Below are 23,145 nucleotides of genomic sequence, written 5' to 3'. Positions count from 1 at the left end.
TTTTGAGTCGTACCCATGAAGATACAAACCGCCCTGCTTTCGGTTTCCGACAAAACCGGTATCGTTGAATTTGCCCAAGCACTGGTTGAGCGCGGCATTAAACTTTTATCAACCGGCGGCACGGCAAAAATGCTTGCCGACGCGGGCCTGCCTGTTACCGAAGTAGCCCAACACACCGGCTCACCGGAAATTCTCGATGGCCGCGTCAAAACGTTACACCCAAAAATTCATGGCGGGCTACTGGCACGTCGCGATAGTACTGAACATTTAGAAACGCTGGAAGCGCACGATATAGACCGCATTGATTTGCTGGTTGTGAATTTATATCCCTTTCGCGAAACCATTGCCAAGCCGGGCTGCACTTTTGCCGATGCAGTGGAAAACATTGATATCGGCGGGCCGGCCATGTTGCGGGCGGCGGCAAAAAATCATGGTACCGAAGAAGGCGGCGTCGCCGTTGTAATCGATCCAGTTGATTACAAAAAAGTACTGGCCGATATCGACGGCCCAGCCGGTAAGCCCTCCTACGCCCTACGACTGGCCCTGGCAGCAAAGGTTTATGCCCATACCGCAGCCTACGACGGGGCCATTGCCGGCTACTTAAGCAGCCTGGCAAACGAAGCGCCGGCACAAAACGCAGAACCCGAGCGCACCCCTTGGCCGGCAGTGCTTACAGTGCAAATGAAACGCGAACAAACGCTACGCTATGGCGAAAACCCGCATCAGGCTGCTGCGTTTTATGTTGACCAACCGGTCGGCGCCGGTCTGTTGGGAAGCTATCGCCAGCTTCAGGGCAAAGAACTTTCTTACAACAACATTGCCGATGCCGATGCAGCCTGGGAGTGCGTACGCAGCCTTGAAACGTGTGGCTGCGTAATTGTGAAGCACGCCAATCCGTGTGGCGTGGCGGTAGCGGAAAATTCGGAAGAAGCTTATCAAAAAGCCTTCAAAACCGACCCTACATCTGCTTTCGGCGGCATTATTGCCTTTAACCGTCCGGTTGATGAAAAAACCGCCCGGGCGATTACGGAACAACAGTTTGTCGAAGTGCTATTGGCTCCGGCATATTCAGGCGAAGCACTGGCCGTATTTACCAGCAAAAAGAACGTTCGCGTGCTTGAGGTGCCCAGTGGTAATGCCCAGAACCCGATGGACATTAAAAGGGTTGGCGGAGGCTGGCTGGTACAAACTCCAGACACCTTCCAGGTGGATGAAAGCCTGCTTAAGGTCGTTACGGATAAGCAACCCACTCCCCAACAATTGCACGACATGCTGTTTGCCTGGAAAGTTGCAAAATATGTGAAATCGAACGCCATTGTCTTTGCCGCAAACGGCATGACACTGGGCGTTGGCGCGGGCCAAATGAGCCGTATTGACTCGGCACGCATTGCCTCCATCAAAGCTGAAAACGCGGGTCTGAGTCTGGCCGGTTCCGCCGTCGCCTCCGACGCTTTCTTCCCTTTCCGTGACGGCCTGGACGTAGTGGCCGAAGCCGGTGCTACGTGTGTTATTCAGCCCGGCGGCAGCGTGCGCGACGACGAAGTCATTGCCGCCGCCAACGAACGCGGTATTGTCATGGTGCTCACCGGCACCCGTCATTTCCGTCATTAATGAGAGTCCTTGGCATTGACCCCGGCCTTCGGCGCACCGGCTTCGGCATTATCGATGTCGAAGGCATGCGCCTTGGCTATGTGGCCAGTGGCACCATTCAGGTTCCGGCCGACCTACCCCTGGCGCAGCGCCTGAAAACCATTCTGGATAATGTCAGGGAGATCATTCAGGCACATCACCCCACCGTTTCCGCGCTGGAAAAAGTATTTGTAAATACGAATCCCACCTCAACCTTGCTATTGGGGCAGGCGCGCGGCGCGGCAATGTGTGCGCTGGCCGACCATCACCTCGACGTCCACGAATATACGGCACTGCAAATAAAAAAATCCGTCGTTGGAAACGGCCACGCCGCCAAAGAACAGGTACAAGCCATGGTTCAGCGTTTATTGAACCTGAACGGTTTGCCTTCGCCGGACTCGGCCGATGCCCTGGCTTGTGCTATTTGCCATGCACACGTGGGTGCTCTGGCCGCAAAACTACATGCCGGCGGAGCACTATCAGGCCGGGGCGGCGCGCGTTTGCGCGGCGGCCGTTTGTCGCGCTGAACATTATTGAATAAGGGATCGACATGATCGGACGCATTACCGGCACGTTACTCGACAAAACCCCACCCACTATTTGCGTACAAGCAGGTGGGCTGGGATACGAAATCGATGTACCCATGAGCACCCTTTACGACCTGCCTGATATGGGCGCCCAGGTTACGTTGTACACCCATCTGGCCATCCGGGAAGATGCCCATGTGCTGTATGGCTTTCTTACTGCTCAGGAACGCATCACCTTTCGCGCTTTAATCAAGGTTACCGGGATCGGTGCGCGAACGGCTTTGGCGGTACTTTCAGGCATGACCACCGATGACTTGGCACTGGCCATTCGGGAACAGGAAACCGGCCGTCTAACACGTGTACCCGGCATCGGCAAAAAAACGGCTGAACGTCTGCTGCTCGAACTCAAAGACAAACTCGGCACGCCGGCCCATCATGGTGGTGGCGGCAACACGGGCTCCGGTCGCGATGACATTTTGAACGCACTCATGGCGCTGGGCTACTCAAACAGTGAGTCCCAGGCGGCATTGAAGGCGCTGCCCGCCGATATCGATGTTTCCGACGGCATCCGCCAGGCCCTGAAGTCGCTGGCACGCTAGAGTCGCCGACCCCATCGTTCTCGTGTACGATTAACGCAATATTTCAAGCTGAACTGAGCCATGGCTATTCATTCTGATTCCTTCTCGGGCACCGCGTCAGAGCCGCGAATCGTCGCACCGCAATCCTCCTCCCCTAACGAAGATACGCTTGAAAGGGCCCTGCGCCCACGCATGCTGTCTGATTACGTCGGGCAGCACAATGTGCGCGAACAACTTGAAATTTTCATTACCGCCGCACGACAACGCAGCGAATCGCTCGACCACGTTCTGCTTTTTGGCCCCCCCGGGCTGGGTAAAACCACGCTGGCACACATTATTGCGCAGGAAATGGGCGTCCAGTTGCGCCAAACATCAGGGCCTGTCCTTGAGCGTCCCGGCGATCTCGCCGCCATGCTAACCAATCTCGAACGCAACGATGTTTTGTTCATCGATGAAATCCATCGTTTGTCGCCGGTCGTAGAAGAAATTCTCTACCCGGCATTGGAAGACTTCCAGATCGACATCATGATCGGTGAAGGCCCGGCAGCCCGCAGCGTAAAAATCGACCTGCAACCCTTCACACTGGTGGGTGCCACCACACGCGCCGGTATGCTAACCAACCCCCTGCGCGACCGCTTTGGTATTGTTTCGCGCCTTGAGTTTTATAGCGTTACCGACCTTACCCATATTGTCTCCCGCAGTGCAGGCTTGCTGAATGTCACGATTACGCCGGATGGCTCCCAGGAAATTGCGCGGCGGGCACGCGGCACCCCTCGAATTGCCAATCGACTGCTTAGACGGGTGCGCGATTATGCCGAGGTGAAATCCGACGGCGTGATCAACGCGGATACAGCCAACGCCGCGCTGTCGATGCTGGATGTCGATCCACAGGGGCTCGACTTAATGGACCGTAAACTGCTTGATGCAATCGTGCACAAATTCGACGGCGGTCCGGTAGGTGTCGACAGCCTTGCAGCAGCCATTGGCGAAGAGCGTGACACGATTGAAGACGTTATCGAGCCATACCTGATCCAGCACGGCTATCTCCAACGCACCCCCCGTGGACGCATGGCCACACAGACAACCTGGCGTCATTTGGGCCTTGCCGCCCCCACATCACGCGACAACACACCCGACCTTTTTGAATAAACGCGTCAACGCCACCCGCAAACGTGCGGCCCAGGCATCAGACCGACCTTATGCTGCTCAGCAACTCTTCGCCGTATGCCTCGCGTTTACGGGCACCGACACCGTTAATATGAGCCAGGTCGCTCAAGCTTTGCGGGCACGACAGCGCAACCTCCCGCAACGTAGCATCATGGAAAATAACGTAGGCCGGAACCCCATGGCTGCGGGCCGTTTCGGCGCGCCACGCCCGCAACGCCTCAAAACGCGCAAGCGCATCAGCCGGTAAATCGTCCATTGCCGCACGTTGCCTGGCCGGCCGCGTTTTACGCGCGTCCAGAGTTTCTTTGCGCAACATGAGGGTGGCATCACCTTTCAGCACAGCCCGGCTTTCATCGGTTAACGCCAATGTACCGTAGCCCTCTTGGTCAACCGCAAGAATATTGCGTGCGAGCAACTGGCGTAAAACACCGCGCCAGGCCTGCTCCGACAAATCTTTACCCACACCAAACACCGACAGAGAGTCATGTTGATTCTGCCTGATGCGGTCGGTTGTCTTGCCGCGCAAAATATCAATTAAATGTATTGCGCCAAACCGCTGCCCGCGTTCACGCCACAAGCGATAAACCGCCGACAATAATTTCTGCGCGGCAACCGTTCCATCCCACGATTCCGGAGGACTCAAGCAAACATCGCAATTGCCACAAGGCCCGATAGTCTGGTCAAAATAAGCCAACAGCCGCTGACGACGGCAATCCACGGTTTCACACAACCCAAGCATAGCGTCGAGTTGCGCAGCGGAACGACGCCGGAACACTTCATCACCAGTCGACTCATCAATCATCCGGCGTTGTTGCACCACATCCTGCAAACCGTATGCCAGCCACGCTGTCGCCGGCAAACCGTCGCGACCGGCACGACCTGTCTCCTGGTAATAGCCCTCAACAGACTTGGGCATGTCGATATGGGCAACAAAACGAACGTCGGGTTTATCAATCCCCATTCCAAATGCAATGGTTGCCACCATCACCACCCCCTCCTCGCGCAAAAAACGGGCTTGGTTCTGCGCACGCTGTGTAGCCGACAAACCGGCGTGGTAAGGAAGCGCCGCAATACCATTGCGGGCCAAAAACGCTGCTGTATCCTCAACGCGTGATCGCGAGAGCGCGTAAACCACCCCACAATCTTCGCGATGTTCAGATTGAATGAAATCAAGCAACTGTCGTTTTACTTCGCGTTTCTCAACCATCCGGTAGCAAATATTGGGACGGTCAAAACTGGAAATAAACAGCCCGGCCTGCTCCAGCCCCAACCGTTGAATAATTTCATGACGCGTTGCTGTGGTGGCTGTAGCCGTTAACGCGATCCGGGGCACCTGCGGCCAGCGTTCGGCCAATAACGACAGGCCCAGGTACTCTGGTCGAAAATCATGCCCCCATTGCGACACACAATGAGCCTCATCAATGGCGAAAAGTGCTATATCACCCTCTTCAAGCAAAGCCAGACACCGTTCCGTTAATAATCGTTCCGGCGCCACGTACAACACATCGAGTTGCCCCGCCCTGAACCCCTGCTCCACCTGACGTGCCTCGCGCCAGTCAAGTGTGGAGTTCAAAAAAGCGGCACGTACACCCAACTCAAGCAATGCATCGACTTGATCCTGCATCAACGCGATAAGCGGTGACACCACGATACCGGTTCCTTTACGTACCAATGCTGGAATTTGATAGCAGAGGGATTTGCCGCCCCCGGTGGGCTTCAGAACCAAAGCGTCTCCCCCATTTACAACATGTTCGATAATCTCATGTTGATTCCCCCGGAACGAGTCATAACCAAAAACCTGCTGTAAGACGTCCAGAGGAGAAGAGGAAGAGAAAGACATTAATAAACCAAAAAAATCTATTAGCAGTTAAGACAGGATGCGTTACCGAGCCGCCCCTATTGGAATACAGCTCAGCGGGCATTTTATAGTACGCAACAGATTTCAATTGGTTTCTACCTCTTGCCCAAATTTGATTCAGCCAGCAAACTTGACGCACCATGGAAAAAACGCTTACCAAAGTCCTGGTTGTTGATGACGATCCGGCGCTCAGGCAATTACTGGCCGACTACCTGAATCGTCATGGCTACGACACTTTGCTATCGAACGATAGCCACGACCTGCCTGCACGCATTGAACGCTACACGCCCGATCTCATCGTGCTCGACCGCATGTTGCCTCATGGCGATGGTGCTGAAGCCTGCCGCCGCCTACGCCAAATGGGGGAGGATATTCCCGTTATTTTGCTCACCGGGCGCGATGACACTATCGATCGTGTACTCGGCCTGGAGGCCGGCGCCGATGATTATCTGGGCAAACCCTTCGACCCAAGAGAACTGCTGGCCCGCATAGAGGCCGTACTGAGGCGCAAAAAAGGCGCCTCCGCGCTGGTTAAAGAACAACCTGTTCATTTCGGACCGTTCACGTTCGACCCTGCACGCCGGCAACTTCTGAAAGACAACACCCCCATCAAACTTACTGGTGGCGAAATTAACTTGCTCGAAGCGCTGGTTCGCAACCCCGGCAAAGCGTTATCACGAGAGCGCCTGCTTGCGCTCGCGCGCGACGACGAAGAAGGTGAACGAAATGATCGGGCAATTGACATCGCCATACTGCGGTTACGTCGCGCGATAGAAAATGACCCCAAACAACCCCATTACATTCAAACCGTATGGGGGGTTGGATACCGGTTTTCGCCCTGAATATGAAATTCAAGCATTTCACGCAGCGCCTGGTACCGCGTTCGCTCAGCACGCGGTTAATTTTGCTGACACTGGGCACTTTGCTGGTGGTACAGGCCGCCACACTTGCAACAGTTGCGCATTTTCGTCAGAAATTCACCGAAGAGGTAACGGTTGAAGTTACTGCCACCACAATTAGAACTTTACGCGCCTCTCTGGCTCAGGTACCGGAACATGCGCGAGCCGAACTGGTCAAGCACGCGTCGCGGGGCGAGTGGCAATTATGGTCTCGAACGCTGCCTTCCAATACCCGGAATATCGAAAGAAGACGTAAAAATCAGGAAGAAACAGATCAACAACGACGCTCACCACCCGACGACTTACGACGTGAACTGCGCCATTTCGTAACGGCCCTGAACAACCGGCTTGATGATGGCACACGCGTTGGATTATCGCGAGGCGAACTCCCCCGACTTTATATTTCTCTCGACAACCGCTTCGACAACCCCGACAAGCGCACCCGGGAATGGCTGGTTATCCCCCTTGATCGCTTATCCCCCCCCGTTAGCAGCCAAACAATTCTCGCCTGGCTGGGGGGGATGGGACTACTGTTGTTGGTCGCCGCCGCTTTTTCCTGGCATATTACCCGTCCGCTTACGCGACTGGCACGGGCAGCCGATCAATTGGCAGCCGGCCAGCCGCAACGTGTAACGCCGTCGGGCCCGACGGAAACAAAAGTTTTGGGGCAGCGTTTCAATGCCATGCTGGATGCACTTAGCGAGTCGGAAACGGTCAAGCGCACGCTTCTTGCCGGGTTGCCCCACGATTTGAAAGGCCCTTTGTCTCGCATGTGGCTGCGTGCTGAGATGATCGACGATGGCGAAGTTAAAGACGGTCTGCGCAAAGACATTCAAGATATGCAGCGCATGGTTAACCAATTTATTGGTTTTGTTCGTGGAACCGACCCCAGCACCTATCATTTCAGCCCCCTCAACCTGACTCAATGGTTGGATGAGCAAATCAACGCCTGGGAAACCGCCGGCAGTGAGGTTCGTTTAATGGGTATGCCAACAACCACCGTCTGGATTCAGGCGGATCCGGTTTCGCTGGGGCGCCTGATTGACAACCTGGTCACCAATGCCTTGAATCACGGCGAGCCCCCGGTAGAGGTGTCGCTTACGCTGGAAGAAGGTAGTGCATGTATTCATATACGTGACTACGGACCCGGGATCGCCGCTGCGCAGCATGCTGAAGCCCTGCGGCCATTTTCCCGATTGGACAAAGCGCGCACCCGAACCGGATCAGTTGGATTGGGTTTAGCCCTGTCTGACGCCATTGCCCGTGCCCACGGCGGGCATTTAAGCCTGGCAAACGCCAAGCCCGGCCCCGGGCTTGAGGTGAAAGTTAATTTGCCCGTTGCCGAAAAGCCGGAGGTTGAGGGGGACGCGACACCCCAAACATCCGCCAGTACACCCAAATATTGAAAATCAACGCCACCGGCAAAGCAATCACAGCCGCCGCCAATATAAGCCGTAAAGCATCCACCGAGGCGGCGGCGTCCCAGATGGTGACGTTATCAAGGACAAGATAAGGGAAAAAACTATACCCGAGACCGCCCAACGTAATCAGGAAAACCAGCAAAACCAATAAGAACGGCAGCCAGGCATGACGATAACTACGATGAATGGTTCGTTGCAGCATCATTTCAATAATCATGAAACTGATCAGGATCCAAACCCAAAGCAAGACGATTACCAACCATTGCGACCCTGACGTCCAGCGCAAAAACACCCCCGTGTTGGCAAACGCAAGTACCAGTGACACAGCGACCGCACCCGCAGCCGCCCAGCGCACTGCCTGACGCCCCCAATACGCCGCCCTTACACGCAGCTCGCCCGGCTCACGCATCATGAGCCACGCAGCGCCCAACAAGCTATACGCGGCGACCGCACAAAGCGCCACAAACCCCGCATAGCTGACATAGCCTGCTCCCGACTCGTAGCCAGTGACGATTTGCCCAAGCAAATAACCATGCGCCAACGCGGTCATCCACGAACCCACGGCAAACACCAGCGCCCAACCGTTTTGAGACGCAATCGGTGAGCGTAAACGCAATTCAAATGCGGCCGAACGCATAAAAACGCCCAACCCCAGCAACGTTAGCGGGACGTACAACTGCCCCATGACCACCTCCCAGGCCAAAGGGAAGGCGGTCGCAAGCAAGGTTAAGCCCAACAACAGCCAAAACTCATTGGCGTCGCGCCAAGGGCTTAGCAATGCCAACATCCGCATACGCAAAACGGGTGATGCGAAGGGAACAAGGCAACCAACGCCAATATCGAAACCATCAAGGACGGTGCCTGCAACAACAAGTGCGAAGAACAGGAACATGAACGCCAACGGCATCCAAAAATGGGGGTCGTGGGCTTGCAAACCCAACAACGCAACCAAAGAATCAATCATGCCCTGCCCCTTTGACGCCCAACCGGAATAACCCCATATCGCATGAAATACCGTACGAGTCGAATAAATGCCACAAAAAACAGCACGTACACTGCGCTATAAGCCAGTAACCCGGCAAAAATTTCGCCGGCACCGGTAACGGTCAGAATTTCGGTTGTTGTCACACTGCCGTTGACCGCATAGGGCAGTTGGCCAAACCATACATAAGCCAACCAAAACACAAATACAGGCAACCCAAGATAAGTCAGACCACTAAAACCACGGCGCATTCGCTGCGAAATGGCCGAAATATCAAACGATTTTCGACGCAACCTGAACAAAAACCACACTCCAAGCACCCAAGCCAAAACAACAACCAAAATTAAAAAGCGCCATGACCAGAAAGTTAGAGCGACCGGCGCATGCATGCCGGCAAACTCATCCAACCCAACTGCTCTGCCCATTTCATCACGCCCCAAGGCAAATCGTCCCAGACTGGGGATCGCCAGCGCACCACGCGTTATTTGTTGTGCTTCCGAAGGCCAGCCGAACAATGCCATATCGGGACGCGTTCCAGTTTGCCAGTACGCGGCGGTTGCCGCTGCTTTTCCAGGTTGAAGTTCAGCCACCTGTTGGCTATAAACACCCAACGCACCGATCAGGCACGTTGACGACAGCACGGCGGCAAACAACCCCGTGCGAAACACTTGCCTGTGACTATCGTCAACAGGCTGCCACAACGATTGCCGAGCCGTCACTCCGATCATCATGAACGCCGCGCCAAACAAAGCCAACGCTAAGGTCATCCATACAAAAGTGAACAGAAACGGGCTAAAAAGCGCGTCGAACCAACTCGTCACCTGATACCGGCCCTCAAGGAACTGCCCACCCGCCGGCGCTTGCATCCAGGCAAATAACGCCAGGACCCAAAACAGCGCTAAAGACGTCCCACAGGCAACCATGACGACGACTAACGTATGCGCACGATCCGACATACGACGCTGTCCGAAAAGCATCGCGCCCAAAAAGCAGGATTTCATGATGAAAGTGGTTAACACCGCCGCCGCAAGCAAGGGCCCGGCCACCTCGCCGATGCGGGCCATGAGCCCCGGCCACAACGTACCCAGTTGAATAAGCACGGGAAACCCCGCCGCCAGCGCTAAAATACTAGTCAGTGCAAAAATACGCGCCCAGAAACGGTATGCTTGAATAAAGCAAACGCGTTGGCCCGGCGACACCGCCCGCAACTTAAAATAAACCAGCAACCATGCCAACCCCAACTCAAGCAGCAGGAACAAAGAAAGGAAGCCTAAGCTGGTGAAAAATTGGATTTGCGCCAACCAAAGGGGTGAGTTCGTCATAGAATCCCGCGAATAATGTGCCACATAATGCTAACCGCGGACTCTCTCACAGGCAAATGGTGCAGATCATGGCAAAATGCTCTTTTAATATTGTATTGACTCTCTCGTATTAGCTTTCGACCTTATGACCACGGAATCCAGCTCCACTCCCAGCTCTAATTTCCTGCGCACGATTATTGAAAACGACCTCGCAGCCAACCGTTTTGCAGGTAAACGCTGGGCCGGACGCCCGGGTCCGTTATCGGTACAACAAAACGGCACACCCGACCCGGCCAAAATCCGTACCCGCTTCCCTCCCGAGCCCAACGGCTATTTGCATATTGGCCACGCAAAAAGTATCTGTCTGAACTTTGGCCTGGCACGCGACTACCAAGGCACTTGTCATCTGCGTTTCGACGACACAAACCCGGAAAAAGAAGACGACGAGTACGTTCAATCGATTATTGATACGGTGAAATGGTTGGGTTTCAACTGGCAATACGAAGGTGAAACAAACCTTTATTACGCCAGCGACTACTTCGACACCATGTACGCTTTCGCCCAATCCTTGATCCAGGCCGGCTACGCATACGTCGATGAGCAAACCCCTGAACAAATGCGCGAAAACCGGGGAACGCTCACCGAGAAGGGCAAAAATTCGGTCTGGCGCGACAGACCTGCTGAAGAATCACTGCAACGCCTGGAAGAAATGCGCGACGGGAAACACCCCGACGCCAGCATGGCTTTGCGCGCGAAAATTGATATGGGCTCGCCCAATATCAATATGCGCGACCCCGTTCTGTATCGCATCCGACACGCCAAACATCATCGTACCGGCGATAAATGGTGTATTTACCCCATGTACACATGGGCCCACCCTGTGGAAGATGCGCTGGAAGGCATCACACACAGTATTTGTACGCTGGAGTTTGAAGATCAGCGCCCCTTCTACGACTGGATTCTGGCCAGGCTGGCCGAACTTGGCCAATTGGGTGAACCCTTGCCCCGTCAGTACGAATTCGCCCGTTTGAATCTGAACTATGTCATCACTAGCAAACGTAAACTCCTGCAGTTGGTGCGCGAAGGGCATGTACAAGGCTGGGACGACCCTCGTATGCCGACTTTGGTCGGGTTGCGCCGACGCGGTTATACGCCTTCATCGATTCGTTTGTTTGTTGAACGCGTTGGCGTCTCCAAGGCCGATTCCCGTATTGACTACAGCACACTCGAACAGGCATTGCGCGATGATCTCGACCCTGTCGCCGATCGCAGCGTAGCCGTTCTCGACCCCGTCAAGCTGATCATTACCAATTACCCTGAAGATCAAACCGAGCTGTGCCACGCCCCGCGGCACCCACATCACCCCGAAGCCGGCCAACGGGAGTTCCCTTTCTCACGTGAACTCTGGATTGAACGTGACGACTTTCGCGAAGAGCCGCCCAAGAAATATTTCCGGCTCTTCCCAGGAAATACGGTCCGGCTAAAATATGGCTACATCGTTACTTGCACGGGGTGTGTGAAAGACGAAGACGGCAACATTATTGAAGTCCACGCCGAGTACCTGCCCGATACGAAAAGCGGTACGCCCGGTGCGTCTTCCGTCAAAGTCAAAGGCAATATTACTTGGGTCAGCGTAGAGCATGCCGTGCCCGCCACAATAAGGCTGTATGATCGTCTTTTCGCAGATCCGCATCCCGATGCCGGCGACAAAGACTTTCTTGAGGCCTTGAACCCAGACTCTTGTCAAACAATCAAAGGCTGGCTTGAGCCCGGCACCATTGCCGCCCCCGGGAAAACCTGGCAATTTGAACGCTTGGGTTATTTTGTCGCCGATCAAGTTGACTCAACCCCGGAAAAACCGGTTCTTAACCGCGCCGTTACCTTAAAAGACACATGGGTGTGAAATATTGCAACGCAACGCGCTGAAAGGCACAATAGCGCCCATCCCTTATAAACTGTTCTGAATTCCGTGAGCGACTCTTCCTCAAAACCCGATCTCAGCGCGCTCGACTTCAAAAGCGCAACACTGTATGCCATTCGTGTGGTGCTGCACAGTGCCGACCTCAACGCGCTCACTAACGCGCTGGATCAGCGCATGAAAGACGCCGGTGCATTTTTCGAAAATGAAGCAATTGTCATTGATGCAACCGCCCTGACGGAAAATATTAACTGGAAGGCACTGCTGAAAGCCCTTCGGGCACACAAATTATCGCCAATCGGCGTGATGGCCAACGACAAGAATCTGGAATCGGCGCTACGTGAGGGCTTAACGGCTGTCGACTTGTCGAATGCACCTTCCAAAAATGTTGCGCCGGCAAACACGAGCCCGAACTCAAGTTCCAATGCCACGCAAACCATCGACTCAATGGCCGGTAAAACAGATGCCGTTCCGGCCTCGACACCCAAAGAAAACATTGAACCTGCGTCCACCACCATGGTGATAGACCGCCCCCTGAGATCGGGACAGCGCATTTACGCAAAAGGCGGCGACCTCATTGTGGTAGGCATGGTAAGCCAAGGTGCGGAAGTCATTGCCGACGGCAATATCCATGTTTACGGCCCCCTAAGAGGCAAAGCCATGGCCGGTGCCCGTGGCGATACCAACGCACGAATTTTCGCTACGCAGCTCGATCCAGAACTCCTGGCGGTAGCCGGAGTTTATCGAGTCATAGAAGCCGAACTGGAGGCCAGTGTTCGCAACAAGCCGGCCATCGTTCAGTTGCAAAGCGATAAGCTGGATATTTTGCCGCTGGATTCAAAAGGCTAAACCCGGTTACCTTTTTATAGCTGTTTTGCTATACGATTACGTGATTTACTCTATCCAACATAAAGGAAAAATATCGTCATGGCGCGAATTGTTGTAGTGACATCCGGCAAAGGCGGTGTGGGCAAAACAACCACCAGTGCCAGCTTCTCCTCCGGCCTGGCCATGCGCGGGTTTAAAACCGTCGTTATCGACTTCGACGTCGGCCTTCGAAACCTGGATTTGATTATGGGTTGCGAACGACGGGTTGTCTATGATTTCGTCAATGTTATTCAAGGCGAAGCGACACTGAAACAGGCCCTTATCCGCGACAAGCAAATTGAAAATCTTTACATTTTGCCCGCATCCCAAACACGCGACAAAGATGCTTTAACCCGCGAAGGTGTCGAAAAAACGTTGAACGAACTCAAACATATGGGCTTCGAATACATCGTGTGCGACTCCCCCGCGGGTATTGAAACAGGCGCGCTTATGGCTTCCTATTTCGCCGACGATGCCCTCGTCGTCACCAACCCGGAAGTTTCGTCAGTGCGCGACTCCGATCGTATTCTGGGCATCCTTTCATCCAAATCGCATCGCGCCATCCATAGCGAAGATCCTATTAAAGAATACCTGTTGCTAACGCGTTACAACCCAAAACGCGTTTCAGACGGAGAAATGCTGTCGTTGCAAGACATCGAGGATATTCTGCGCATTAAGCTTTTAGGAGTCGTGCCTGAATCAGAATCAGTCTTGCAGGCGTCAAATCAAGGTATACCGGCCATTCATGTTCGTGGTAGCGACGTTTCTGAAGCCTACCAAGACGTCGTGGCACGTTATTTAGGCGAAGAACGTCCGTTACGCTTTACCGACTACGAAAAACCCGGCCTGCTCAAGCGTCTGTTCGGGGGTAAGTAATATGTCGTTTCTTTCATTTTTATTGGGGCAGAAAAAAACCTCGGCCAGTGTCGCCAAAGACCGTTTGCAGCTTATTCTTATTAATGAGCGCGGCGGAAACAGCGCCGCCCCGGATTTTCTGCCCGAACTGCAAAAAGAATTGGTGGACGTCATCTCCAAATATGTGAAAATTCAGCCCGACGACATCAAGGTTAACCTCGATCGTCACGACTCGCTGGAAGTCCTTGAGGTAAAAATCGAAATGCCTCAAATGGACAACCGACGCGCGTAACCCTCAGCCAGATAGTACGTGAAAAAGGCGAAGTGAAACGGCCCCTGCACATAAGTGCAGGGGCCGTTTCATTTAATTAACTACTTTGCGCGAGCCGAATAATTAATCGTTGTGCTTGCCGATTTGATCACCAACTACACCACCAATTGCGGCACCACCGACCGTACCCAACACACCGCCGCCTGTAGCAGCAGCGCCAACTACGCCACCCACACCTGCACCGGTTACGGCAGCTTTTTCACGACCGGTCATGTTGTCCCAGGTTGAACAGCCGGCCATCGCCCCGGCAAAAACCATCACTGCAGCCAATTTACTGAATTTCTTGTATTGCATGGATCCCTCCAATTTATGAATAACAAACGCAAATGCGATGGGTTCAGATTGCCAAAATATGGCCATGGGCGTTGTTAAGAGACGCAAATAATGTATCTTAATATAAACAAACCCACCATGAAAAACGTATTTTAGACACGCATTTTGTAACAACTCACTTAAGCGATTTGTAGCGTATGCGCTTGGGCTTTGCACCTTCTTCACCCAATCGACGACGCTTATCTTCCTCATACTCCTGGTAATTGCCATCGAAGAAGACCACTTGCGAATCACCTTCGAATGCCAAAATATGCGTTGCAATCCGGTCGAGAAACCACCGATCGTGGCTAATCACCATGACCGTACCGGCGAACTCAAGCAGGGCGTCCTCAAGCGCACGCAGTGTTTCAACATCCAGGTCGTTGGACGGTTCGTCGAGCAATAGTACGTTACCGCCGGCGATAAGCGTTTTAGCCAAATGGAAGCGGCCCCGCTCACCACCCGACAAATTGCCAACGTGTTTATTCTGATCGCCGCCACGGAAATTAAAACGCCCTAAATAAGCGCGCGACGACATTTCAAACTTACCCACGTTGATTAGATCTGCACCGTCTGACAGCGCATCAAATACCGTTTTATCATCGGGTAATGCATCACGCGATTGATCCACATGGGAAATCTTCACCGTTTGCCCAATTTTCACATTGCCCGAATCGGGTTGTTCACGCCCGCTAATCATGCGAAACAGGGTCGACTTACCAGCGCCATTGGGCCCGATAATACCCACAATTGCGCCGGCTGGAACCTTGAAACTCAAGTTATCCATGAGCAGGCGATCTCCAAAAGCCTTGCTAACGCCGTCGAACTCAATCACCTCGTTACCCAGACGCTCGGCAACGGGGATAAATATTTCCTGGGTTTCGTTGCGCTTCTGGTATTCGTGGGAAGACAGCTCTTCAAACCTTGCCAGACGTGCTTTAGCTTTTGCCTGACGCCCTTTCGGGTTTTGTCGCACCCATTCCAGTTCTTTCTTGATGGTGCGCTGGCGTGCCGACTCGGAAGCCTCTTCTTGCTTTAAACGTGCATCTTTTTGCTCAAGCCATGAACTGTAGTTCCCTTTCCAGGGGATCCCATGCCCGCGGTCGAGCTCCAGAATCCACTCAGCCGCGTTGTCGAGGAAATAACGATCATGAGTAACCGCCACCACTGTACCCGGGAATTTGCGCAAAAATACTTCTAACCATTCGACACTTTCCGCGTCCAGGTGGTTGGTGGGCTCATCCAACAACAGCATATCGGGCTTGGACAACAAAAGACGGCATAATGCCACCCGGCGCTTTTCACCTCCAGACAGGTTGTCGACTTGCGCATCCCAGGCGGGTATACGTAACGCGTCGGCCGCGATTTCCATTTGAGTTTCGATGTCGTCTGAACCGCTGGACGCAGCTGCCGCAATGACCGCCTCCAACTCCGCCTGTTCGGCAGCCAATGCGTCGAAGTCGGCGTCGGGCTCGGCATAGGCCGCGTAAACCTCATCGAGGCGTTTACGTGCCTCAAAGACTTCGCCAATGCCCTCTTCTACCGCCTGCCTGACCGTGTGCTCTGGATTGAGTTGAGGCTCTTGAGGCAAATACCCTACTTTAATACCCGGCATGGGGATAGCCTCCCCCTCAATTTCTTTATCCACACCTGCCATGATTTTCAGCAAGGTGGATTTACCTGCGCCGTTCAAGCCCAGCACGCCAATTTTGGCACCTGGAAAAAACGACAGGGAAATATCACGCAAAATCTGTTTCTTCGGGGGCACAATTTTGCCGACCCGATTCATGGTGTAAACGTATTGAGCCATACCTTGAATTCAAAAACCGTTAAATAACAAACCCCGATTGTAGGCTGTTAAGAAAAATAAAGCCGCAGCCATGACAGAAACAGGCCGTTCTTGTTAAGACGGGTTAATCAACTAGAATAAAGCTTTGCAATCGAAAGACAGGTTATCGCTATGACATCCAGCGCGCCGGCGCCCCTTGTTTTCACCCAAGAAGAACTCGACAAACTCGGCCGCACAGCCGACGCCCTGAGTGCTTATATTGGCAAGCCCGTGCTTGCTGAGCTCATTGACGCTGAGGAAACCGGCTTTGAATGGGTGATTTTCGGGATTCCACTAGGGAAAGACGAAACCGATGAAGACGGTGTCAATGTTGCCATCGGCGGAAAGAAAGCGCGCATTTTGGGTAATAAGGGCGGGTTAACCGTCGGTAAAAACGATATCTACGAATGCGAGTTCTTATGGGCCATTCAATTGTCCGACCTCGAAGGTATCCGCTTTATTAAAGTGGATCATGAGGGCGATGAAATTGCCTGGAGCCTGGAAATTGAAGGGGTACTGCCATTCCAGCTCGACGAACCTGAACCTGCGCCTGACGACGATGACGATGAACCGGATAACGGCGAGGACGCATTCCATGTTCAATCAGGCGACCCGAAAAAATTACATTAACCGGTGCACCCAGAAAACCAAACAAAAAGCCCGAAGCAATGAATACTTCGGGCTTTTCAACGAAACCTGAAAGAAATCAGGCGCGCTTTACTTTTTCCAGCATTTTGAACACGCCTTTGGGCGAGCGCACAAAAAGACGCTTGAACGCTTTACCCAGGCAACGACGCTCAATGGTGTTACGACGGTTACGCTTGATTTCAGCCATGACATTCTCCGAACTGTATTTAACCCACTATTCTACCGTAAACTCCACGTTCAACTCAATTCGCCTGCTGTAACCTCTCATGAACGCTCCTATCCGCATATTCGGCGCACGCCAAAACAACCTTAAAAACCTTGATGTCACCATTCAGAACGGCGAACTGCTGGTTCTTACCGGTGTGTCGGGCTCGGGCAAAAGCTCTTTGGCGTTCGACACCCTTTATGCTGAAGGCCAACGGCGCTATGTGGAAACTTTTTCACCCTACGCACGCCAATTTCTCGACCGCATGGATAAACCTCAGGTTGACCGTATTGAAGGCATTTTGCCGGCCATCGCCATCGATCAAGTCAACCCAGTACGCAACTCGCGCAGCACCGTCGGCACCATGACCGAGCTGAACGACCATATCAAGTTGCTCTTTGCACGTATGGGGCGTTTGTTTTGCCGCTGTTGCGGCCAAGAAGTGCGGCGCGACGACCCACGGTCAATTCAGCAAGCGCTGGCCGAACGTACACGTGAACACGATCCGCGTCTGATCATCACTTTTCCCGTGTCTGTGCCTGCCTCGTTCAGCGAAGAAGAAATTCGCGGGTTCCTGGAACAACAAGGCTACACCCGAGTTCACCATCAGGAAACGATCACTTTCACTGGCAGCCACACCGTTGACACTGCCCGCAGCAAACCGAAAACAAAAGCCGGCAAAAAAGCCGCTACCGACACGCAAACCCGTTTGCAATTGCACGTTGTACAAGACCGCTTTCGTTTCGGCAATGCGGAAAGCAGCCGTGTCATGGAGGCCCTGGATACCGCCCTTAAACAAGGCGGGGGATACATCACCATTTATGCCTCCGACGGCCCCGACGAACCGGAAACAGCATGGCGCTTCAGTAACCGGTTGCATTGCGCACAATGCAACATTGATTACGCGCGCCCATTACCCAGTACTTTCTCATTCAACTCGCCGTTAGGCGCGTGCGAGCACTGCCGTGGGTTTGGTCGCGTCATGGGGATCGACTTCGGCCTGGTCGTGCCGGACGAGACCAAAACGCTACGGGAAGGCGCCATTAAGCCTTGGCAAACCAATAGCTATAAGGAATGCCAGCAAGAGTTGCAACGTTATGCACCCGCAGCTGAAGTGCGCCTCGACACCCCCTGGCGCGATCTGACCGAAGCCGAGAAGCACTGGGTCATTCATGGTGACCCAAACTGGAAAGGTGGGCCTAAAGCCTGGCAAACACAATGGTATGGCGCGCAGCGCTTTTTTGATTGGCTGGAGACCAAAGCCTACAAAATGCATGTACGTGTGTTGCTATCGAAATATCGCAGCTACACCCCCTGCCCCCATTGCGGCGGCGCGCGGCTAAAGCCAGACGCCACGCTTTGGCGCCTGGGCCAACATGTCGTTCCCGCATCCAGTACCACTCCCCGTTTCATGCCGGTTCATGCCGAATGGACGCAAGCGCAATTGAATGCGCTGCCCGGCCTGAGTGTGCATGACCTCATGCAACTGCCTATCGATCAGGTTAAAGGGTTTTTCGCTGAATTGAGTTTCGGATCGGCGCTCGATGCAGCACTGGATTTGCTGTTGAATGAAGTCAGGGCTCGCCTGAACTTTCTGTGTGATGTCGGGCTGGGCTATTTATCGCTTGACCGACAAAGCCGCACGCTGTCCGGCGGAGAGGTTCAACGCATCAACCTCACCACCGCGCTGGGCACCTCTTTGGTCAATACCCTGTTTGTTCTGGACGAACCTTCTATTGGCCTTCACCCCCGCGACATGCATCGCATTGTGGAAGTCATGCAGCGTTTGCGTGACAACGGCAACACCCTGGTTGTGGTGGAACACGACCCGCAGGTTATGGTGGCCGCCGACCGTATTATTGATATCGGCCCAGGGCCGGGAGAACGCGGTGGGCAAATTATTTTTGACGGCAACCCGGATGAACTGCGCAATGCGGATACGCTCACAGGGAACTATCTGGGCAATCGATTACGTGTGGAAGCGCCTCGCCCAATGACAGTGCAAGCCGGCACACCAAAACTTTTACTGGAAGGTGTAACGGCCAACAACCTCAAGAATGTGTCGGTTTCCATTCCGCTGGGCCGCCTCGTATGCCTTACCGGGGTATCGGGTTCAGGCAAATCGACATTGGTGCAAGACGTACTGTACCCGGCCCTGCTGAAGCAAAAAGGCAAACCCACGGAAGCGCCGGGCCCCTTCACTCATTTATTAGGTGCGGAACTGATTGCCGATGTGATCATGGTGGACCAAAGCCCCATTGGGAAGACGGCACGATCCAACCCCGCCAGTTACGTCGGCGCGTTCGACGCTATTCGCAAACTGTTTTCCCAGGCGCCATTGGCCAAAGAACGCGGCTATACGGCCGGCACATTCAGCTTCAACAATGGTGATGGACGCTGCCCCACTTGCGGCGGTACCGGCTTCGAACATGTGGAAATGCAGTTCCTGTCGGATGTGTATTTGCGATGCCCGGATTGCGACGGCAAACGTTATCGGCCGGAAGTACTGGAAGTACGCGTAGAACATCTAGGCCGCAGCGCGACCATCGATCAAGTGCTGGAGATGACCGTTAACGAAGCCCTAAGCTTCTTTTCGGGCCTGCGCGATGTACAAACCGGCCTGGCCCCACTGGCCGACGTTGGGCTTGAATATGTGCGACTGGGCCAACCCGTACCGACACTTTCCGGTGGCGAAGCACAACGGCTGAAACTGGCCGGCCATCTTGCTGCAGCCTCGCGCAGCACCCTTTCAAGTGCCAAGGTTGCCAAGCGCGGCAATTTGTTTTTATTCGACGAGCCCACCACCGGCCTGCACTTCGACGACGTGGCCCGACTCATGCGCGCGTTCCGAAAACTACTCGCAGCCGGCCACTCTTTATTGATTATTGAACACAACCTGGATGTGGTACGCGCGGCTGACTGGATGCTCGACCTGGGGCCGGACGGCGGAGAACGCGGCGGGGAACTGATTGCCGCCGGCACACCCAACGACATCATGCAGAACGCGCGCTCTTATACAGGCCGGGCGCTAAGCGAATATGAAGGCAATATTGTCTTTTCTTCCCCCACACTGGCAGAGCCCTCAAAGCCCTATCAAGCAACCAGTACAAGCCACAACAATGAAGCAGGGACGCCGCTGCAAACGTCGTTGCGCAAACAACATAACTTATCCCGCAACATCAGCATTCTGAATGCGCGCGAACATAATCTGAAAGGCGTCAACGTCCACATTCCACGCGATACCTTCACGGTCATCACGGGCGTGTCGGGCTCGGGCAAGTCCACGCTGGCGTTCGATATCCTGTTCAACGAAGGGCAACGCCGTTATCTTGAATCGTTGAACGCCTACGCCCGCGCCATTGTGCAACCGGCCGGCAAACCCGATGTCGACGCCATCTACGGCATTCCGCCTACCGTCGCCATCGAGCAACGCACCAGTCGTGGTGGGCGTAAATCGACCGTGGCCACCATGACGGAGATCCACCATTTTCTGCGTTTGCTATACGTCAAACTGGGTACCCAAATGTGCCCCGACTGCAACGTTGAAGTTAGCTCGCAATCGCCCGAACAAATTGCCGCCCAACTTATTCGCGACCACAAAGGACAGCACATTGGCCTGTTGGCGCCGCTGGTATCGGCGCGCAAGGGTTATTACACCGACTTGGCGAAATGGGCCCAAGGCAAAGGCTACACTCACCTTCGTGTCGACGGTGAATTCATACCCGTATCGCCGTGGCCCCGCCTCGACCGCTACAAAGAGCACTCGATTGAATTGCCGATCGCCGATCTGATCGTCGATCCGAAAGAAGAGCTGGCGCTGCGCCAGGCCATTCGGCAGGCGCTGGAGCACGGCCATGGCACCCTGACCGTCTTGGCACCGCTTACCGACGCATCCGGCCCAATCGACGACCGCCGAAACTTCGAAGCGTTGCAAGGGCTTGCGGCACAGCATTTTTCGGTGAAACGGGCCTGCCCCTGCTGCGGCACCAGTTTTCCTGAACCCGATCCGCGCATGTTTTCGTATAACTCCAAACATGGCTGGTGCACCGATTGCTTCGGTACCGGCCTGCGCCTGCAAGGGTTCGACGAAACCCAAACCGGCGAAGAAACGGCGTGGAATGCCTGGTACGAAGGCGAAGCGCATAGTTGCTCTTCGTGCAACGGCGCCCGGCTGAATCGCGTATCCCGTGCCGTACTCTGGCGCGACAAAGGTATTGCGGAACTGGCTTCGTGGTCGGTGGCCGAGGCCGATGTTTTTTTCAACGGGCTTGTGTTACGTGGTCGCGATGCGGAAATCGCACGCGACATCCTGCAGGAAATCAAAGGGCGGCTGAACTTTATGCGCGAAGTGGGGCTCGACTATTTAAGCCTGGATCGCGCCGCCCCCACATTGTCGGGCGGTGAAGCCCAACGCATTCGCCTGGCCGCACAACTCGGCTCGAATCTGCAAGGCGTTTGCTATGTGCTGGACGAACCCACTATCGGTTTGCACCCGCGCGACAACCAGATTCTGCTGAAAGCGCTGGCCCGCCTTGAAGAGAACGGCAACACCCTTGTGGTGGTTGAACACGACGAAGACACCATTAAAAAAGCCCAGCATATTATCGACATGGGCCCCGGCGCCGGCGTGCGGGGTGGCCAAGTGGTGGCTCAGGGAACCGTGGACGAAATCATGCAGGATCCCCAATCGCTTACCGGGCGCTACCTGAAACACCCGTTGCAGCACCCTTTCAAACCGCGTCGCGTTATTCACAACGAAACCCCGATGATTGAAATCCATGGCGCGCACCTTCATAACCTGCAGCACGTCAATGCGCGCATCCCCATCGGCTGCCTCAGTGTTGTCACCGGCGTCTCCGGATCAGGAAAATCCACGCTGGCGCGCGATGTTTTGCTCGACAACCTGGCCCATGCCGTCGGTCGTAAATCGAGTACACAATGGCACGGCTGCGAATCAATTACCGGTTGGGAAACCATTGATCGTGTATTGGAAGTTGATCAAACACCCATAGGCAAAACACCGCGCTCGTGCCCCGCCACTTATGTCGGCTTCTGGGATGATATTCGCAAACTGTTTGCCAACACGCGTGATGCGCGGCTACGTGGCTGGACGGCGGCGCGTTTCTCGTTCAACACGGGCGATGGTCGGTGCCCCATTTGCGAAGGTCAAGGCCTGCGGACCATTGAAATGAACTTTCTGCCCGACGTTAAAGTGCCTTGTGATGCCTGCAACGGTGAACGTTTCAACCGCGACACACTCGATGTGAACTGGCAGGGCAAGAGCGCCGGTGAAATTTTGAAAATGGACGTGGATGACGCCGTTGAACACTTCACGGCCCATTCGAAAATTTCTCGCGCACTGAAACTGATGCAAGATGTGGGTTTAGGTTATTTAACATTAGGGCAACCGTCGCCCACGCTGTCGGGCGGCGAAGCACAACGCATCAAACTGGTTACCGAACTCACCAAGGCACGCTTAACCGAAGGCGTTATCACAACGGGGCGCGCATCACGCACACCCCACACCCTTTATGTGCTCGATGAACCCACCGTCGGGCTATCGATGGCCGACGTTGAAAAGCTGATTCATGTGCTGCACCGCCTGGTTGAAGCGGGCAACACCGTGGTGGTCATTGAGCATAATCTGGACGTCATTGCCGAAGCCGACTGGATTGTGGACATGGGCCCCGAAGGCGGCACGAACGGTGGTCGTCTGGTTGAAAACGGCCCGCCTGAAGCGATTATGAAAATTGCCGAGCGGTCACACACGGGTCAGGTGCTAAAAACGTTTATGGCGGCATAACCAGAAGACTCGCTTG

At 54.3% G+C, this 23,145-nt stretch carries 18 protein-coding genes; 12 read left to right on the top strand and 6 right to left on the bottom strand.

Features of this window, described 5'->3' with window-relative positions:
• Positions 1-15 precede the first annotated feature (15 nt).
• The 4 genes from purH to ruvB are packed head-to-tail and all read left to right on the top strand — an operon-like array spanning position 16 to position 3,883.
• Positions 16-1,611 (top strand): bifunctional phosphoribosylaminoimidazolecarboxamide formyltransferase/IMP cyclohydrolase, encoded by a 1,596-nt coding sequence (gene purH, locus G9Q38_RS06925; protein WP_166129279.1) that lies wholly within the window; start codon positions 16-18, stop codon positions 1,609-1,611.
• Complete coding sequence (gene ruvC / locus G9Q38_RS06920; RefSeq protein ID WP_166129276.1) at positions 1,611-2,156, top strand: crossover junction endodeoxyribonuclease RuvC; 546 nt, start codon at positions 1,611-1,613, stop codon at positions 2,154-2,156. Before purH ends, ruvC begins: the two co-directional genes overlap by 1 nt.
• A gap of 23 nt (positions 2,157-2,179) precedes the next feature.
• Entirely contained in the window at positions 2,180-2,755 is a 576-nt protein-coding gene (ruvA, locus tag G9Q38_RS06915; RefSeq protein WP_166129273.1) for a Holliday junction branch migration protein RuvA, read from the top strand.
• Between the two features lie 60 nt (positions 2,756-2,815).
• Positions 2,816-3,883 carry a Holliday junction branch migration DNA helicase RuvB gene (gene ruvB / locus G9Q38_RS06910; protein ID WP_166129271.1) on the top strand — a complete coding sequence of 356 codons (1,068 nt, stop codon included), beginning with the start codon at positions 2,816-2,818 and terminating at the stop codon, positions 3,881-3,883.
• Positions 3,884-3,920: 37 nt separating this feature from the next.
• Here ruvB and recQ read toward each other — a convergent pair whose 3' ends face one another.
• Positions 3,921-5,741, bottom strand: coding sequence for a DNA helicase RecQ (recQ, locus tag G9Q38_RS06905; RefSeq protein WP_166129268.1), 1,821 nt, complete (start codon positions 5,739-5,741; stop codon positions 3,921-3,923).
• 158 nt (positions 5,742-5,899) lie between these two features.
• Between recQ and G9Q38_RS06900 the strand changes: the two genes are divergently transcribed.
• Together G9Q38_RS06900 and G9Q38_RS06895 are read left to right on the top strand one after the other, a co-directional pair.
• Positions 5,900-6,601 (top strand): response regulator, encoded by a 702-nt coding sequence (locus G9Q38_RS06900; RefSeq protein ID WP_166129266.1) that lies wholly within the window; start codon positions 5,900-5,902, stop codon positions 6,599-6,601.
• Between the two features lie 2 nt (positions 6,602-6,603).
• The gene (locus G9Q38_RS06895) at positions 6,604-8,064 is read left to right on the top strand and encodes a sensor histidine kinase (protein WP_166129263.1); all 1,461 of its coding nucleotides are present in this window, start codon (positions 6,604-6,606) and stop codon (positions 8,062-8,064) included.
• On the opposite strand, the gene G9Q38_RS06890 is transcribed toward G9Q38_RS06895, so the two are convergent.
• Entirely contained in the window at positions 7,985-9,043 is a 1,059-nt protein-coding gene (locus G9Q38_RS06890; RefSeq protein ID WP_166129260.1) for a cytochrome d ubiquinol oxidase subunit II, read from the bottom strand. The genes G9Q38_RS06895 and G9Q38_RS06890 overlap by 80 nt on opposite strands.
• Positions 9,040-10,383, bottom strand: a complete 1,344-nt coding sequence (locus G9Q38_RS06885; protein WP_166129257.1) for a cytochrome ubiquinol oxidase subunit I — start codon at positions 10,381-10,383, stop codon at positions 9,040-9,042. The genes G9Q38_RS06890 and G9Q38_RS06885 overlap by 4 nt, the downstream gene beginning before the upstream one ends.
• Positions 10,384-10,507: 124 nt before the next feature.
• On the opposite strand from G9Q38_RS06885, the gene G9Q38_RS06880 reads away from it, so the two are divergent.
• From G9Q38_RS06880 to minE, 4 genes are all read left to right on the top strand, one after another.
• Positions 10,508-12,265 (top strand): glutamine--tRNA ligase/YqeY domain fusion protein, encoded by a 1,758-nt coding sequence (locus G9Q38_RS06880; RefSeq protein ID WP_166129254.1) that lies wholly within the window; start codon positions 10,508-10,510, stop codon positions 12,263-12,265.
• Between the two features lie 66 nt (positions 12,266-12,331).
• On the top strand, positions 12,332-13,129 hold the full coding sequence (minC, locus tag G9Q38_RS06875; RefSeq protein ID WP_166129252.1) for a septum site-determining protein MinC: 798 nt from the start codon (positions 12,332-12,334) through the stop codon (positions 13,127-13,129).
• Positions 13,130-13,207: 78 nt separating this feature from the next.
• Complete coding sequence (gene minD / locus G9Q38_RS06870) at positions 13,208-14,023, top strand: septum site-determining protein MinD (RefSeq protein ID WP_114420054.1); 816 nt, start codon at positions 13,208-13,210, stop codon at positions 14,021-14,023.
• A gap of 1 nt (position 14,024) precedes the next feature.
• Positions 14,025-14,294 carry a cell division topological specificity factor MinE gene (gene minE, locus G9Q38_RS06865; RefSeq protein ID WP_166129249.1) on the top strand — a complete coding sequence of 90 codons (270 nt, stop codon included), beginning with the start codon at positions 14,025-14,027 and terminating at the stop codon, positions 14,292-14,294.
• Positions 14,295-14,396: 102 nt separating this feature from the next.
• Here minE and G9Q38_RS06860 read toward each other — a convergent pair whose 3' ends face one another.
• Together G9Q38_RS06860 and ettA are read right to left on the bottom strand one after the other, a co-directional pair.
• The gene (locus G9Q38_RS06860; RefSeq protein WP_114420169.1) at positions 14,397-14,627 is read right to left on the bottom strand and encodes a YMGG-like glycine zipper-containing protein; all 231 of its coding nucleotides are present in this window, start codon (positions 14,625-14,627) and stop codon (positions 14,397-14,399) included.
• Positions 14,628-14,781: 154 nt separating this feature from the next.
• A complete protein-coding gene (gene ettA / locus G9Q38_RS06855) occupies positions 14,782-16,455 on the bottom strand; it encodes an energy-dependent translational throttle protein EttA (RefSeq protein ID WP_166129246.1) in 1,674 nt (557 codons plus the stop codon).
• A gap of 150 nt (positions 16,456-16,605) precedes the next feature.
• Here ettA and G9Q38_RS06850 point away from each other — a divergent pair, with 150 nt between their 5' ends.
• Positions 16,606-17,103, top strand: coding sequence for a hypothetical protein (locus G9Q38_RS06850; protein ID WP_166129244.1), 498 nt, complete (start codon positions 16,606-16,608; stop codon positions 17,101-17,103).
• Positions 17,104-17,179: 76 nt separating this feature from the next.
• Here the strand turns inward: G9Q38_RS06850 and G9Q38_RS15320 are convergent, their stop codons facing one another.
• A complete protein-coding gene (locus G9Q38_RS15320) occupies positions 17,180-17,308 on the bottom strand; it encodes a hypothetical protein (protein ID WP_255455254.1) in 129 nt (42 codons plus the stop codon).
• A 79-nt stretch (positions 17,309-17,387) separates the two neighbouring features.
• Here G9Q38_RS15320 and uvrA point away from each other — a divergent pair, with 79 nt between their 5' ends.
• On the top strand, positions 17,388-23,129 hold the full coding sequence (gene uvrA, locus G9Q38_RS06845; protein ID WP_166129241.1) for an excinuclease ABC subunit UvrA: 5,742 nt from the start codon (positions 17,388-17,390) through the stop codon (positions 23,127-23,129).
• Positions 23,130-23,145: the final 16 nt, after the last annotated feature.

The sequence above is a fragment of the Pusillimonas sp. DMV24BSW_D genome (genome assembly GCF_011388195.1).
Taxonomy (GTDB): domain Bacteria; phylum Pseudomonadota; class Gammaproteobacteria; order Burkholderiales; family Burkholderiaceae_B; genus Neopusillimonas; species Neopusillimonas aestuarii.
Note: the sequence above shows the minus strand (reverse complement) of the source record. Positions and strands in the feature narration are given on the sequence as shown.